The 15226-nt window shown below is 69.1% G+C and carries 13 protein-coding genes and 1 pseudogene; all 14 read right to left on the bottom strand.

The features are described from left to right. Positions 1–81: 81 nt before the first annotated feature. A complete protein-coding gene (locus U4012_RS22215) occupies positions 82–1062 on the bottom strand; it encodes an NADPH:quinone oxidoreductase family protein (RefSeq protein WP_321801527.1) in 981 nt (326 codons plus the stop codon). A gap of 139 nt (positions 1063–1201) precedes the next feature. Then, positions 1202–1399, bottom strand: a pseudogene (locus U4012_RS22210) (acyl-CoA dehydrogenase C-terminal domain-containing protein); the annotation flags it as partial. A gap of 186 nt (positions 1400–1585) precedes the next feature. Further along, entirely contained in the window at positions 1586–2332 is a 747-nt protein-coding gene (locus U4012_RS22205) for a response regulator transcription factor (protein ID WP_321801526.1), read from the bottom strand. A gap of 117 nt (positions 2333–2449) precedes the next feature. Next, positions 2450–3187, bottom strand: coding sequence for a TenA family transcriptional regulator (locus U4012_RS22200; RefSeq protein ID WP_321801524.1), 738 nt, complete (start codon positions 3185–3187; stop codon positions 2450–2452). A 20-nt stretch (positions 3188–3207) separates the two neighbouring features. Next, positions 3208–5607, bottom strand: a complete 2400-nt coding sequence (locus tag U4012_RS22195) for a putative bifunctional diguanylate cyclase/phosphodiesterase (protein ID WP_321801522.1) — start codon at positions 5605–5607, stop codon at positions 3208–3210. Positions 5608–5747: 140 nt separating this feature from the next. Continuing rightward, positions 5748–6524, bottom strand: coding sequence for a Crp/Fnr family transcriptional regulator (locus U4012_RS22190; protein WP_124487617.1), 777 nt, complete (start codon positions 6522–6524; stop codon positions 5748–5750). Positions 6525–6947: 423 nt separating this feature from the next. Beyond that, positions 6948–7958, bottom strand: coding sequence for a lipase secretion chaperone (locus U4012_RS22185; protein ID WP_321801520.1), 1011 nt, complete (start codon positions 7956–7958; stop codon positions 6948–6950). Between the two features lie 18 nt (positions 7959–7976). Continuing rightward, on the bottom strand, positions 7977–9131 hold the full coding sequence (locus tag U4012_RS22180) for a triacylglycerol lipase (RefSeq protein ID WP_321801517.1): 1155 nt from the start codon (positions 9129–9131) through the stop codon (positions 7977–7979). Further along, entirely contained in the window at positions 9124–9540 is a 417-nt protein-coding gene (locus U4012_RS22175) for a DUF4345 domain-containing protein (protein WP_321801515.1), read from the bottom strand. The genes U4012_RS22180 and U4012_RS22175 overlap by 8 nt, the downstream gene beginning before the upstream one ends. 16 nt (positions 9541–9556) lie before the next feature. Next, positions 9557–10861, bottom strand: coding sequence for a hypothetical protein (locus tag U4012_RS22170; protein ID WP_415750394.1), 1305 nt, complete (start codon positions 10859–10861; stop codon positions 9557–9559). 20 nt (positions 10862–10881) lie between these two features. After that, positions 10882–11661, bottom strand: a complete 780-nt coding sequence (locus U4012_RS22165; RefSeq protein ID WP_124892451.1) for an outer membrane lipoprotein-sorting protein — start codon at positions 11659–11661, stop codon at positions 10882–10884. 51 nt (positions 11662–11712) lie between these two features. Then, entirely contained in the window at positions 11713–13122 is a 1410-nt protein-coding gene (locus tag U4012_RS22160; RefSeq protein ID WP_321801510.1) for an ABC transporter permease, read from the bottom strand. Next, on the bottom strand, positions 13119–13835 hold the full coding sequence (locus U4012_RS22155; RefSeq protein ID WP_321801508.1) for an ABC transporter ATP-binding protein: 717 nt from the start codon (positions 13833–13835) through the stop codon (positions 13119–13121). The genes U4012_RS22160 and U4012_RS22155 overlap by 4 nt, the downstream gene beginning before the upstream one ends. Then, the gene (locus U4012_RS22150; RefSeq protein WP_321801505.1) at positions 13832–15217 is read right to left on the bottom strand and encodes a flavin-containing monooxygenase; all 1386 of its coding nucleotides are present in this window, start codon (positions 15215–15217) and stop codon (positions 13832–13834) included. The genes U4012_RS22155 and U4012_RS22150 overlap by 4 nt, the downstream gene beginning before the upstream one ends. Positions 15218–15226: the final 9 nt, after the last annotated feature.

Raw genomic sequence — 15226 nt, 5'->3', positions numbered from 1 at the left:
TCCGGTAACGTCACACGAAAGAAACCCGCTCGAAGGCGACGCCCGCTCGGGCCGCCGCCGCATGATGCCGCGCCAGCGTTGTCACGCGTCCGGCAGGATCACGACCTTGCCCTTCACCTGCCGGCTCGCCATGCGCGCGATTGCGTCGGCCGCGCCCGCGAGCGGCACGCGCTCGGTGATCGCGGGCCGCACCTTGCCGGCCGCGAACCATTGCGCGAGCTGGCGCATGTTCGCCGCATGCTGCGCGGGGTCGCGCCGCACCGCGTCGCCCCAGAACACGCCCAGGATATCGCGCTCCTTGAGCAGCGCGAGGTTCAGCGCGATCTTCGGAATCTCGCCGGCCGCGAAGCCGACCACGAGGAACCGGCCGCGCCACGCGGTCGCGCGCAGCGCCGCCTCGCTGTACGCGCCGCCGACCGGATCGTAGACGACGTCCGCGCCGCGTCCGCCGGTCAGTTCGTCGACACGACGCCGCAGGTCCTCGGTTGCATAGTCGAGCGTGTCGTCGGCGCCGGCCGCGCGGCACAGCGCGAGTTTGTCCGCGCTCGACGCGGCCGCGATCACGCGTGCGCCCAGCGCCTTCGCGATCTCGATCGCGGCCAGCCCGACGCCGCCGGCCGCGCCCAGCACCAGCAGCGTCTCGCCCTGCTGCAGGCGCGCGCGCTGCTGCAGCGCATGCAGCGACGTGCCGTAGGCCAGCACGAGCGCCGCGCCCTGCTCGAACGTCATCCCCGGCGGCAGCGCCGCGATCTGCTGCACGTCAGCCACGCAATGCTCCGCGAAACCGCCATGACCGGTGAACGCGACCACCTCGTCGCCGGGCCGCCAGGCGCTCACGCCGTCGCCGACCGCGTCGATCACGCCGGCGAATTCCGCGCCGGGCGAGAACGGCAGCGCCGGCTTTACCTGATAGAGCCCCTGGACGATCAGCGCATCGGGGAAGTTGAGCGACGCCGCCTTCACGCGAATCCGCACCTGGCCGGCGGCCGGTTCGGGAACCGCGACGTCCTCGATGCGCAAGCGGTCGATCGGGCCGAATGCGGTACACAACAGGGCTTTCATGCTCTCCTCTCTCCTCGCGCGACGTCGTCGCGCAGCGATACGGCATCGATACGGCAGCGGGACGCGCCGCGCGATCGGCGCACAGCGCACGCGCATCGGCCCGCGCCGCGTCACCATCATTCGTGCTGCGCGGCGCTCTGAACCACGCGTCGCGCATCTCGAGCGTCGTCGTATCGGCGCTCGCCAGCAGGTCGAGCTGCGCACCCACCTTCGGCAGCTCCCGGCGAAAGAAGTAACGCGCGGCGGCACGCTTGCCGGCGTGGAAATCGCCATCGCGCCCGTGCGCGGCGAGCGTCACGTCGAGCCACGGCCACGCGACGGCCAGATGGCCGCATGCCGCGAAACCGGATGATCGGGTCAGTGACTGCCAATGCTGGCGGGCAATTTAGCACGGTCGTTCTAAACCGACAATGGCGGGTCGCCCCGATGGCGAACCGGGGCGATGGCGGCATGCGCAGGTGAAGGTGGGTCGATGCCGGCGCGCGACACGCCGGCCGCGATGCCCGACGTGCCCGCGCCCCGCTCACGCGTGCGGCGGCGGGTCCGCGTCGTCTGCCAGCGTGCCGAGCGGCACGAAGATGTAGCCCTTGCCGCGCACCGTGCGGATGTAGCGATAGTCGCCGACCGCCTGCTCGATCAGGTTACGCAGCCGGAAGATCAGCACGTCGAGCCCGCGCTCGGAGCGCCCGGCCACGGTCAGCCCCAGCAGCGCGAGGATCTCCGCGCGCGACAGGACGCGCAGCGGCTGCGCGATGAACAGTTCGAGCAGCGCGAATTCGCTCGCGCGCAGCCCGAGGTCGTCTCCCGCGCGGGTCGCGCGCCGCGTGACGAAATTCACCTCGATGTCGCCGAACGCATAGGTTTCGGCATTCCGCGGCCCGCGCGGCGACTCCGACCGGTTCGGCGCGTAGCGGCGCATCGCGCTGCGCACGCGTGCGACCAGCTCCATCGGCTCGAACGGCTCCACGACATAGTCGTCCGCGCCGATCTCGAGCGCGACGACCTTGTCGACCACCTGCGCGTCGCGGCTGATCACGATCACCGGCATGTCGTAACCGGCGCGCCGCAGTGCGCCGAGCGCCATGTAGAACGTCGTGGCCGGCCGTTCGACCCGCAACACGATCAGGGTGGGCGGTCCCGCGCTCACATGCGCGAGCAGCATCGACACATCGTCGAGCGCCGACGTATCGATCTGGCAGCCGCGCAGGAGCGCGCGGATCCTGTCGCGCATGCGCGGATCGGGCTCTACGACGAGAACTTGGGTGGCCATGGAAAATCGTCCAGCACGACGGCCCGCACGGCGCATCGCGACGTCACGCCGGCCCGCCGTCCAGCCGGAACGGCCGGGTGCGGCCCGCACGAACCCGCGCGCGCACGACGCCGGCGACTACACATGCATGCAGCAATCGAGACTCGTCAGGAAATAGCTCAGGCTCTTGCGGATCGACGTCTCGACGTCCCGCACGTCGCGCGCCGCGGGCGACTGGCCGAGCAGCGTCGCGACGATGTCGAGCGCCTCCCACGGATGCCGGTCGTCGTAGTCGGCATGCAGCTTGAGCCAGCGCATCGCGCGATGCCGCACGGCCGGATCGAACTGCCGTTCGTACGGCGATGCGCACAGCAGCGCGCTCCACTCGCCCGTCACGCCCTCGATCGCATAGTTGGTCGCGGCGATGCTCGGCGCGAGCGCGTCGGTACTGCCGCTCTTCCAGCACCAGTGGCTCAGCGAGAATCCGGCCAGCGGCGCGTCGCCGCGCAGCAGCATGTCGATCGTCACGCCCGATTCCACCGCCCAGTTGGCCCAGTGATCGACGTGGTTCTGCTCGACGCGGATATTGCGGATCAGATAGCGCCGCGCCTTCTCGTCGCCGCGCGACCGGTAGGCGGCGGTCTTCACCAGGTTCATCGCCATGTATTCCGGAAACTGGCTGACCACCGCCCAGCCGGTCACGAAGAATGCGCGCAGTTGCGACGCGCGCAGCGTCCCGCCGCTCATCGCCGCGAACACCGGATGCGCACGGACGCGCGCCTTCAGTTCATCGGTCGCGCCGACCACGTCGCGCAGCCAGGCCGGATAGCTCGCCAGGTCCATCAGGTCGCCGGTCAGTTCAAATGGAGCACTCATGCGTTCGTTCCTCGCTTGGTTCAATGGAATCCCCCTTCCTGCCAGGGCGCGGGGCGGCTGAAGTAATAGCCCTGGCAATAGTCGACGCCCAGCGCGCGAAGCATCTCGGCCGTCGCCGTATCCTCGACGTGCTCGGCGACGGTGCGGTACTGCATCACGTGCGCGATGTCGTTGATCGCGGACGCGATGCCGCGCTTGATGCTGTCGGACGTCATGGTCGACACGAGGCCGCCGTCGATCTTCAGGTAGTCGATCGGCAACTGGCGCAGATACGAAAACGACGACATGCCGGCGCCGAAGTCGTCGAGCGCGAAGCGGCAGCCGAGGTCGCGCAGCTCGCACATGAAGCGCGACGCGACCTCCAGGTTGCGCACGGCGCTCGTCTCCGTGATCTCGAAACACAGCAGCGACGGGTCGAGCCCCGACGCCGACAGTTCGGCGATCACGAACTCCACGAAGCGCTCGTCGGTGATCGACATCGCCGACAGGTTCACGTTGTATTCGACGTAGCGGCGCTGTTCGAGTCGCGCGAGGCGCCGGATCACGGTGCGCACGACCCAGCGGTCGATCATCGTCATGTGGCCGTAGCGCTCGGCGGCCGGCAGGAACACCGGCGAGATCAGCTTGCCGTCGGCGTCGGGGATGCGCAGCAGGATCTCCGCGCGCTCCCGCGCGCCGAGCGCGGGCTGGATCGGCACGATCGGTTGCGCATACAACTGGAAGGAATTCGTCTCGAGCGCCGTCTTCACGCGCCGGCTCCACTGCGTGTGATACGCCTGGCGGCTCGAATGCATGTCGCGCGAATCGGCGACATGCACGCGGTTGCGGCCGCGATCCTTCGCGACGTAGCACGCGACGTCGGCCATCTGCATCGCCTTCTCGACGCTCTCGGGCCGGCACGCGAGATCCAGCACGCCGATGCTCACGCTGAGCTTGAACGGCTCGCCTTCCCACAGGAACGTGAAGTCCTCGAGACTCGCGCGCAGGCGTTCCGCCTTGCCGCCGTCCGGCGCGCCGTCGCGGCCGGCCGGCAGCAGGATGCCGAATTCGTCGCCGCCCAGCCGGCCGAACACGTCGTCGGGGCCGAGACAGCGCGCGAATACCGCGGTCGCGTCGCGCAGCAGCGCGTCGCCGGCCGCGTGGCCGCACACGTCGTTGACTTCCTTGAAGCCGTCGAGGTCGAGCACCAGCAGCATCCCGCCGCCGCGCTGCGCCAGCGCGTCGCCCAGGCGCCGCTCGAACGCCGTGCGATTGATGAGGCCGGTCAGCGCATCGTGCGACGCCTGCCAGGTCAGCTTCTCGATCAACTGGTGTTCGCGCGTCATGTCGCGCAGGATCAGCACGTAGCCGACGCAGCGGCCCGCGGCGTTGTCCATCTTCGACAGCGACGCGCGCACCGACACCGCCGAGCCGCACACGCGGATCAGGTCGAGATCGCGGGTGAACGTGGGGTCGCTGCGGTTGCCGAGCGACGCGAGCAGCTTGATCGACATGCCCGTCGACGTGTCGATCAGGTCCAGCACGTCGTTGATCGGCTTGCCGACACACTGCCGCGACGACGTGCCGAGCAGCTGCTCGGCCGCCGGATTGACGGTCTCGATACCGCGCGTGAGGCCGATCGTGACGATCGCATCGGCGACCGAGCGCAGCGCGGCTGCCGCGAATGCCTGGCTCCGGTCCAGCTCGGTCTGCATCGACACCTGCTGGCGTTGCGCGCGGCTCGCCCACCGCACCGACAGCAGGATGATCAGCAGCGAGGCCACGATGTACGACAGGAACAGCTGGATGACGGCCGAGCGGAATTCGGCGCTCAGTTCGTCGGAAAAGCGCTTCGGCAGCGGTTCGATGTGCGCGTTGAGATCCCAGATCGCGTGGTTCAGGCTGCTCGTGCGCCGGACGTCGTCCGCATGCACCGACGCGTGCAGCGCGTTGGCGATCCTGCGCAGGTCGACCAGTTGCCGGTCCGCGTCCTCCCAGTATTGCAACGCGGCGTTCAGGCGTGCGAAGCTGCTCAGGATCGGGTAGAACCACACCACCGCCGCCGCATCGACCGGATTGATGCCCGCCTCGATCAGCGCCTGGCGCGCCACGCCGTGGTCCGGCGGCGTACTGGTCATCGCGCGGCGCGCGGCGCCGAGGAAGGTGAGGGTCCGGTCGACCGCCAGGTATTCGTCGAACAGCTTTTCGTCGCCGGTCTGCCCGTAGCGGCTCAGCAGCAGGATCTCGTCCTTCTGCGCCTTCGACCAGCTGCTTTCGCCGCCGACGTACACGCGCAACGACATGATCACGATCAGGCTGACGGCGACGAACCCGGCCAGCGCGACGACCACGACGACGATCGGCAGGATGCCGAGCGCCGGACTCCATGGCCACACGTGGAACGAGCTGCGCTGACTCTGGAGCTTCGAAATGTTTTCCATACCTGAATGACTGTTTTTCTGATTCTTGTCGATGCCGCCTGCCCGACGCGTCGCCGCACCGCCTGCGCCAGGCACCTCCCCGTTCCCTTTGCGCGCCGCGCCGCCGTGCATGCCATCGCGCCACGACGCGGTGCCGGCGACTATGTCGTCCGGACGCGGCGCGACAGTTCGGCGCCGGCATCCGTACCGGCATCGGTCGCGAGAATGCGGCGTGTTTCGTCGCGCACGACCCGATGGCAATCGCAGCCCTGCCGTTCGAGACCGGCGAGATCCGTCAGCACGATGGCGCCGCGATGCTGATGGATCAGGCCGAGCTCGTGAAGCTGCCGCGTGGCATCGGTGACGGTCTCGCGGCGCACGCCCAGCATCTGCCCCAGCATGCCGTGCGTGACCGGGATTTCGATGCTGCGTGCGCGCTCGTAGGCGATCAGCAGCCAGCGGCCCAGTTGCTGCCGCATCACGTGATGACGGCTGCAGAACATGACCTGCGACGCCTGGGACAACGCCAGCTGCATCCGCACGAAGACCTGCCGCCGGATCGCCGCCGACACGTCGCACGCGTCCGCGAAGCGGCGCGCATACAGCCGGTACGCGAACCCGCCGCGGTAGACGACGACGCGGCGCTGCATCGCGCTGCCGATGACGTCGTCGCACACGATGCCTTCGCGGCCGATTTCCGTCACGCCGAGTGTCGTCTTGCCGCCCGCCGTGTATTGCAGGGAAATGCCCGCCGTCACCGGAAAATAGACGGCCTCCAGATTCTCGCCGGCATCGCACAGCACCTGGCCGGTCTCGAGATTCGAAAGCATCAGATGAGGCGCCAATTCGGAACGGTTAATTCCGTCGAGCGCTGACAGGAAATGATTGGCACCAAGTGCATGCGGCAACTCGATGACGTTGTTGGCCTGATGTATCACGGCGCACCTCGTACGTTGTATCCCTGCCCCTCGGCCACCGGACCTTCCTGCTGTTTTCACCGCACCGGTTTAACGGTTTCTCCGCCTTTTCAGCGCGGTGACATTGAGCAAAAAGGTATCACGCAGCCCAACCGTACGCGACACTCCGCTTTTGTTACATGAAGTAATTTGACAGTTCGGCTCGCCATCCGAAGATACTTGCATTGTCAATAAAAAATTGGCGATTTAAATCCCACCCATTTAAAACGGATTGCGCGATGAATCATTGAAAACGGCGCATGAATGTCAATGCGCGGTAATGCGATTTACACTGGAAATTAAAATCATTCCCGAATCGAAAAGAATGCGGAAAGTGTGGGTTATCCCACACTTCTCCCTCGTCAGGTGTGAGCGCCGTGACGGCGTGCACGTCCGAGACGGGTGCTAGTGCGCCGATGCCGTGGCCCGGCCCGCGTCGAGCGATGCGGCCCGCAATGCGTCCACCGGATCCGGGAAGTCGCGTTGCCGCAATTGCGCGAGCTGCGCATCGCGCGCGTCGGGCGCAAGCGGCTGCGCGTCGAGCCGGTCGCGTTCGGCTGCGTAGTCGCGATAGCGTGCCCGCCACGCATCGTCGCCCTGCTGCATCCGCTCGACGCGCGCGGCGACCTCGGCGCCGAGCTGCGCACGCAGCGCATCGGGCGTCGCGCGCTGGCCGTCGAGCCGCGCGAGCGTTGCAAGCGCATCGCGTTGGCGCGCCGCGCGCTCGCGTGCGGCGCGCTCGTCCGGCGGCAACGCCTGGTCGAGTGCGGCGAGGCGTGCGCGCTTCTGCGCGTCGTCGAGCGTCGGATCGCGCGCGATCCTGATCCGGTCGAGATCGCCGCGCTGCCGCCGCAATTCCGCGTCGAAGAACGGCGCGCTCCAGTCGCCGAGCCAGCGGTGCGCGAGCGCCGCGCGCCGCTCGAGTTCGCCTGCGATGCCGTCCGGATCGAGACCGGCGCCTGCCGGCAGCGCACCCGGCAGCGTGTCGAACGCGGCGATGCACGCGCGATAGCGCGGCCACAGATCGAGCGCATCGCGGCGGGCCGGCTCGCCGATCGGCTGCGAAGCGATTTCGTGCGCGACCAGCGCATCGAGCGCCGCGGGCGTCAGGTCATGCTGCGCAAGCAAAAGGTAATCGAAGAATTCCCGCACCGCATGCACGTGCGCGAGGCGCCCGCCGGGCCCGACCGGCAGGCGCGGCGCACGCGCGCCCGCGAGCGATGCCGGCAGCGTGACATCGGACACGGCAAGCACCGGCCGCGGCACCGCCGCACCGCTCGGCGCTGCGTGGCCGGGCGGCTCGGCACCCGTGGCGGCCACGGCGGCCGTCGACGCAGGCTGACGACCGAACGCGTGCCACACGGCGGCCGCGGCGATCGCCCCGGTCGCACCGTACAACACCGCGCGGGACAACATGGTCCGGATCTCCATCACTCAGACGCCCTGTTGCTTCAGCCGGTTTGCCTGCACGCGCAGCGCGGCGACCGGGTCTTCCGCATAGGCGCCGCGAACGCCGAGCAGCTGGTTGATCGCGTCGAAGTGATTCCAGCGATAGCGCGTCGAAATCACCGTGCCGAACCGCGCACTGCAGGTCGACGTGAAACCGTCGTTCGGGCCGGCGCCGGCCAGCGCCATGACGTTGCCGGCCGTCAGGAACACGAGCGTCGAAGGATCCAGCACGTTCGCGGGATCGATGACCGGAATCACGCTGGTGTCGACCGCGCCGGTCACGATGCCGAGCAGCGACACCGGCTGATACGCGGCCCCGCTCCACGAATACAGCAGATGCACGTTGCCGCCGATCGTCTCGACCGGTGCGCCGGTGCCGCACGCGCCGGCGCCGAGCCCCGGGCTCGGGAACAGCTGGTTGAACTGCGCGGCCTGGGGCGTGCTCAGCGCGTTGAGTGCGGCGATCGCATCCTGGTTCGTGTTGTGCGTGTCGCTGGTGAGGATCCCGAACAGGTTCAGCAGCGCACCGAATATTGGCGTCGACAGGCCGGTCGGGTCGAGCTTCAGCGCGCCCAGCACGAAATCGGCGAACTGCGAGCCGCGGTGCGGCGTCGCGATCGTCGTGACCGACGCGACGAGCGCGGGCGCGACCGACGCCACGTAGCGCGACGTCAGCCCGCCCTGGCTGTGGCCGATCAGGTTCACCCTGGCTGCGCCCGTGACCGCGAGCACCTGCTTGACGTAGGCCAGCAACTGTTCGCCGCGCCCGTTCGGGCCGAGGTCGCCCTGGAAGCCGGACAAGTCGGCGACGTAGACGGTCGCACCATGCCGCTGAAGATCGGCCTGGATGCCGTACCAGTACGGCAGGACGCCGAAATAGTCGTCGGTCCCGGTCAACCCGTGCACGAGGACGATCGGATAGCGGGTCGCCGCGTAGTCGTCGACGGCCGTCTGCGCGCCGGCCTGCACCGGGCCCAGCAGGACCCACGCGAGCAGCGCGATACGGGCGATGAGCGGTGCGTACCCAAGCGATACGCGTCGCGCCGTCACGGCGTGCAGGAACGCCGCCGCGATACCCCGCACGGCCGCATCGGCGCGACGACGCGGCGCGATACGCTGGTCGATGTCGAAGTCATGCATTCGCGTGCTCCCATGCGGCATGCGCGGCCACGCGCCGCTGCCATGCGATGAACAGCGGCGCGCCGACGACTTCGAGCGCCGTGAAGCCGACGAACGGCGGCCACGGCAGCCCGAGCGCCGCGAGCGAAATCAGCCGCCCGATACCGCCGAGAAAGATCATCATCCACAGCGTCGCGAACAGCCGCCCCTGATGCTCGATGCGCGGGATCACCGAAAACGCCGCGAGCCCGAGCCCGAGCCAGACGCCCGCATGGAAACGCAGGTTGCCGTCCAGCGTCGCGTCGGCCGGCAGCGCGATGCCGAGCGACGCGTACAGCGGATCATGGATGCCCATCATGCCGAGCACTCCGGTGATCGTCGGGACCAGCGCAAGCACGGCGGTCGCCGCCTGAAGCGCGCGTTTGCTCATTCGAATTCTCCTTGCGTCATCGATAAAAAATGCCCAGCACCTGAACGCTTGTCGACTCCGGCATCGCGCCGAAGCGGCTCCACGACGGCCCACCCTGATGCAGCCATTGCAGCGCGACGTCGAAGCGGTCGAAACGCCGCCGCAACTCGAGCCAGTATTGCCGGCCGCCGCCGAGATCGGCCTGCACGAAACCCGACAGGTCGAGGCGACGCACGCCGACATTTCGCCACGCCGCCATCACGAACACGCCGTGACGGGTTTGCAGTTCCTGCGCGGCAATCGAGGTCTGCACCGCACGGCCCCATGCGGGCGGGTTCGCGCGCTGCAACGACCGCCATTGCGCCGCGTTTGCGCCGCCGCCGTTGCTCTGGAATTCGGCGGTCAGCGACAGGTCGACCGGCAGCGTCCACGTCGCGCCCACCGATGAACTGGTGCGAAACGCACGATCGTCGGCCGCGCCGGTGGCACGCGTGATCAGCGAGCGCCGGTAGCCGCCCGTCCACTCGAGGTACGCGACCACCGAGTTGCCGAGCAGCACGCTCAGATTCTGGCCGAACTGCGGCGCCTGCCCGCTTTCGCCGTAGACGATCCATTGCGGCTGGATCGCCGCAGTGAGCCGCTGGCTCGCGACGAGCATCCAGCGGTCGACGCCGTTGGTGCGCTGCAGGTCGGACGACGCGGCCGGATCGCCCGGCAGGCTGCGGCGCTCGAGCCGCGGCGACAGCAGCGCCGCGAGCGAGCCCGAGTCCCACACCTGTTGTGCACGCAGCCCGACCGCGCCGAGCCGGTTCGTGTGCCGGCTGTCCGGATCGGGCGGCACGTCGAGACTCACCGCCCCGGCCCGGAAGAAGTCGGTCGGGTTGTAACCGATCGCCGCGCCGAGCCGCTCGTTCACGCGCCCCGCGTCGACGACGAACGCGGGCGACGCGCGCCAGCTCGCATACGCTTCCTTCACGAGCGTCACGTCGCGCGACGACGTGCGCGACGTGACGAGCGGATCGAAGCGGTCGAAGCGCATCGAGAAATGCGCGGCGAACGACGGCGTCAGCCACTGGCCGTATTCGAACTCGATCGACAGTTGGTTGCGGCCGGCCTCGCCGCCGTCGCGATAGCGGCTCGCGCGCAGCGCGTCCTGCACGTTCAGCTTCCACGGCTTCGCGGTGTCGGCGGGCGTCGCGGCCGGCTGGTCGGCCAGCGCCAGCGCCGCGGCATCGGCCGCGTCGACGCCGGCCGTGCCGTCCGCCGCACCCGCTCCACCCGCCCCACCCGCATCCGCTGCACGCACGAGCGCAGGCAGCAGCACGAACGCGAGCGCCGCGATCCGGCCTCGGCGCCGCGCCGTCATTGCGCCTGGAAGCGGGACAGGTAGTCGCGCTGCAGCCATGCATCGGGAATGTCGCGCCACGCGTAGTCGGAGAAACGCATGACCGTGACCCAGTTGCTGTCGAGCCCGTCGACGATGACGGTCTCGGTCGGCCGCTCGACGCCCAGTTGCATCGTGTAGCGGCGATAGAACGCGGTCTTCAGCAGCCGGTCGCTTTCCGAATAGAAGCGCGCCTTCAGCGGCCGGTTGTTCGCCGCGTCGATCCAGATCTCGATGCGGCGGTACGTGAGCCCGTCGCCGTGGCCGGCGAGCGCAAGGCGGTACGCGCGACGGGTCTGCCGGTCGCCGTCGACGATGTCCTCGACGCCCTTCAGCGCGGCCGTATAGTCGTGCGCGAGATTGACCGTCACGACGTCGCCGTTCGCGGCCTGGCCGAGCAGCCGCTGGTCCGGCGAGATCCGCACGCTGGCCTGGTTCGCCGGATCGTAGAACCACAGGTCGTTGCCGTTCTTCAGCATCAGCTTGCCCGTGTCGCGCGCCGGCGCGACGAAGCGCACCAGCGTGCGGAACGCACCGCCGGGCGCGTCGGGCTTCGAATGGATCGACAGCGTATTGCCGTCGACCTGCTTGCCGGACCGGTACTCGACGAGCGTCGCGGTCAGCACGAAAGATTTCTCCGGCGTGCGGATCGCGTCGCTCGCGGCGAGCACCTTCTGCGGATCGGGCGCCGGCTGCGCACGCGCGACGCCGGCCAGGAACGAAAGACTCAGACAGCATGAAACGAACAGGCGACGCACGGGCGCTCTCCCGAAAGTGAAGTGAACGAAAAACGCGGCAATCGGGCGACCTCACACGTGCCGCAGCGCATCGACGATCGACAGCCGCGCCGCATGCCGCGACGGCAGCCACGCGGACAGCCCGGCCACGCACGCGAGCCCGGCGAACGTGACGGCGATGGTTCGCCACTCGCCCCACACGCGCACCGTCAGCGCGACCGCGTCGATCCGCGCGGGCGGCGTCCAGGCCAGCCCGCTGCGATTGACGATCGCGGCAATGGCGAGCGCGACCAGCACGCCGAGCGACGCGCCGGCCACGCCGAGCAGCGCGCCCTCGCAGACGAACAGCGCCTGGATGCCGCCGCGCCGCATGCCCATCGCGCGCAGCGTGCCGATCTCGACGGTGCGCTCGATGATCGCGGTGCTCATCGTGTTGCTGATCACGAACAGCACGATCGCGCTGATCAGCACGAACACGAAACCGAAGATCACCGAGAACATCCGGTTGGTCTGGTCGTAGAACGGGTTCAGCGTCGCGAAATCGACGACGTCGAGCGCCTGGCCGTCGAAGCCGTCGTGCAGCAGCTGTTCGATGCGCGCGCGCGCCGCCGGCAGGTCGGCCGTGCGCGCGAGCTGGATCTCGATCGCGGTCGCGCGCGGCGCGGCGCCGCCGTAGACGAGCCGCTGCGCCTGCGGCAGGTGCACCGCGAGATACGCGTCGTCGAGTTCCTTCACGCCCTGCTGGTCCGCCTTCACGACCGAGAAGCGGCCGACGTTCGGCGCGCCGCCCGCGCTCGCGGTCAGCACTTCGACATGGGGCGCGCCGTCGGCGGCCGGCCGCGTGCCGGCCTCGGCCTGTGCGAGCGCGAGCACGTCGGGCGGCGCGGTCGCGGCCGGGCCGTCGGCGGGCGGCTCGGCCGGGGCCGGCGGCGCATCGCGGCAATCCGGCACGCGCAGCGGGCCGCACAGGTGCAGCACGCGCGCGACGCCGAGGCCGACGATCGCCGCGTCGCCGGCGCTGCCGCGCAACGCGAATGTGCGCTGCTGCAGCGGGAACCCGTAGGCGTTCCATTGCTGCATCCGGTACTGATCGTCCGCAATCGCGCCGAAGCCCATCACGGTGCGTGACACGCCGGCCGCGAAATTGCCGGCGATCCCGCCGAACTGCAGCGTCGGCGTGACGACCTGCAGCAGCGGCGCGAGCTGCGGGTCGTGCCGCAATTGTTCGATCAGCGTCGGGTAGCCGCGAATCCCGTACGCGGCCGGGTCGCCCGTGCCGTACAGGAAATAGCCCTGCCGCTGGATCTGCAGGTGGCCGCTGCGCTGCACGAAGTCGGTCTGCAAGCCGAGCGTGATGTCGCGGCTGAAGCCGCCGAACAACAGGATCGCGCTGACGCCGACGATCATCGCGAGCAGCGTGGTGAGCGAGCGCCGGCGGTTGCGCTGCAGGTTGCGCAGCGCGAGCATCAGCGTATGGGTCATCGGTACACCTCCTGCGTCGCCGTGTCGTCGCCGGCCCGTTCGTGGCCGACGATGCGGCCGTCGAGAATCCGGATCACGGCGTCGGCCACCTTCACCACCTCCGGATCGTGCGACGACACGATGAACGACACGTCGCGCTCGCGCTGGATCGCGCGCATCAACGCGATGATCGCGTGCCCGGTCGCGCTGTCGAGGTTCGCGGTGGGTTCGTCCGCGAGGACCATCGCGGGCTCGGCCGCGAGCGCGCGCGCGATCGCGACGCGCTGGCGCTGGCCGCCCGACAGCTGGCTCGGCCGGTGCCGCGCCTTGTCGGCCAGGCCCACTGCGTCGAGCAGGTCGCGCACCCGCGCCGCGCGCCGCGCCGGTGCCCAGCCCGCCATCAGCAGCGGATACTCGACGTTCTCGTACGCGGACAGCACCGGCAGCAGGTTGAAGGTCTGGAACACGTGGCCGACATGACGCGCGCGAAAATCGGACAGCGCATCGTCCGACAGCGACGCCGTGTCGTGACCGGCGATCGTCACGCGCCCGCTGTCGGGGCGGTCGATGCAGCCGATCAGGTTCAGCAGCGTCGTCTTGCCGCTGCCCGACGGGCCGCTCAGCACGGTGAAGCGGCCCGCGTCGAGCGTCGCCGACACGTCGGCGAGCCCGGTCACGCGCACGCTGTCGAGCCGGTAGGTCTTCGACAGGTGTTCGACATGCACGAGGCTCACGACGCACCTCCCGCGCGCACCGCGTGCACCGGCGCCGCCTTCGATGCCGCCGCGCCCGCACCGCCGGGCAAGGCCGGCAACCCGCGTATCAGCCGCCGCAGCTGCAGCCGGTACGCGAAATGCTCGACCTCGATCACGTGCCGCGGCGTGCGATGGAACGCGATGCCGCCGCTCCAGTCCGAGCGGCCGCGCCGGATCAGCCGGTCGATGCGCGCGGCCTTGCGCGGCGCCGCGTCGCGCGCATGCAGGTAGCGGGCGAGCAGCTGCGCCTGGTAGTCCATCAACGGCCAGTTGCCGGTCGAGGTCTGGAACAGCCCGATGAAGAACAGGTCGCGATGCTGCGCGTCGAACAGGTTCAGGTACAGCGACGGCTGCTGCTTGCGCCATTGCAGGTGCGCCTGGTCGATGAACGGGAAGCTCGGCTGGTAGCCGGTCGCGTACACGATCACGTCGATCGCCTCCTCGCTGCCGTCGACGAACACGACGCGATCGCCCTTCAGTTCGCGCACGTCCGGCCGCGCGTCGAGGTCGCCGTGTCCGAGGTGATAGAACAGCGTCGAGTTGATGATGAAATGCGATTCGAACAGCTTGTGGTCCGGCTTGCGCAGCCCGTAGTGTTCGGGTTGCCCGGCCGTCGTCAGGCGCAGCAGCCGTTCGCCGAAAAAGCGCCGCGCCCACAGCGGCATGCGCAGCCGCAGCGGCCATTCCGCCCACTCGTCCGCCGGCATTCCGAACAGGAATTTCGGCCAGTAGTAGTACCCGCGGCGCGTGCTGTGGAAGACCGCGCGCGCACGATGCGACGCCTCGACCGCGATGTCGCAGCCGGAATTGCCGGCGCCGACCACGAGCACGCGCTTGCCGTCGAAGATCTCCGGCGTGCGGTACTGCGACGAATGCAGCTGCAGCCCGTCGAACCGCCCCGGATAATCGGGCAGTTGCGGATGCGACAGGTGGCCGTTGCAGACGATCACGCCGCGATAGGTCCGCACCTCGCCGCGATCGAGTTCCACGCGCCACTGCGTGCCGCCCTGCACCGGTGCGATCTCGAGCACCGAGCGGCCGAACTCGATCCGGTCGTACACGCCGAAGCGCCGCGCGTACGCGCGCAGATACGCGAGTGCCTGGTCGCCGCGTGCATAGGTCGGATAGTCGTCGGGAATCGGAAAATCGGTGTACTCGGAAAACCGCTTCGAGCTGATCATGTGGATCGACCGATACACCGCGCCGCTCGGGCGGCCGTAGTACCAGTTGCCGCCGACGTCGTCCTCGCGTTCGATCACGTCGAAGCCGATGCCGGCCGCGAGCAGGTTCTTCGCGGCGGTGATGCCCGCCGCGCCCGCGCCGATGATGCAGTACCGCGCGCCGTCGTTGCGCTCCGTCATGGTGAACCT

Source organism: Burkholderia sp. BCC1988 (genome assembly GCF_905339895.1).
Taxonomy (GTDB): domain Bacteria; phylum Pseudomonadota; class Gammaproteobacteria; order Burkholderiales; family Burkholderiaceae; genus Burkholderia.
The sequence above is the reverse complement of the archived record's forward strand: the minus strand, read 5'-3'. Positions and strand labels throughout refer to the sequence as shown.

What these genes read in the sequence shown, in the direction of transcription:
- U4012_RS22215 (WP_321801527.1), bottom strand. Translation starts at nt 1,062, where the DNA reads ATGAAAGCCCTGTTGTGTACCGCATTCGGCCCGATCGACCGCTTGCGC.
- U4012_RS22150 (WP_321801505.1), bottom strand. Translation starts at nt 15,217, where the DNA reads ATGACGGAGCGCAACGACGGCGCGCGGTACTGCATCATCGGCGCGGGC.
- U4012_RS22180 (WP_321801517.1), bottom strand. Translation starts at nt 9,131, where the DNA reads ATGCATGACTTCGACATCGACCAGCGTATCGCGCCGCGTCGTCGCGCC.
- U4012_RS22200 (WP_321801524.1), bottom strand. Translation starts at nt 3,187, where the DNA reads ATGAGTGCTCCATTTGAACTGACCGGCGACCTGATGGACCTGGCGAGC.
- U4012_RS22175 (WP_321801515.1), bottom strand. Translation starts at nt 9,540, where the DNA reads ATGAGCAAACGCGCGCTTCAGGCGGCGACCGCCGTGCTTGCGCTGGTC.
- U4012_RS22195 (WP_321801522.1), bottom strand. Translation starts at nt 5,607, where the DNA reads ATGGAAAACATTTCGAAGCTCCAGAGTCAGCGCAGCTCGTTCCACGTG.
- U4012_RS22185 (WP_321801520.1), bottom strand. Translation starts at nt 7,958, where the DNA reads ATGTTGTCCCGCGCGGTGTTGTACGGTGCGACCGGGGCGATCGCCGCG.
- U4012_RS22160 (WP_321801510.1), bottom strand. Translation starts at nt 13,122, where the DNA reads ATGACCCATACGCTGATGCTCGCGCTGCGCAACCTGCAGCGCAACCGC.
- U4012_RS22205 (WP_321801526.1), bottom strand. Translation starts at nt 2,332, where the DNA reads ATGGCCACCCAAGTTCTCGTCGTAGAGCCCGATCCGCGCATGCGCGAC.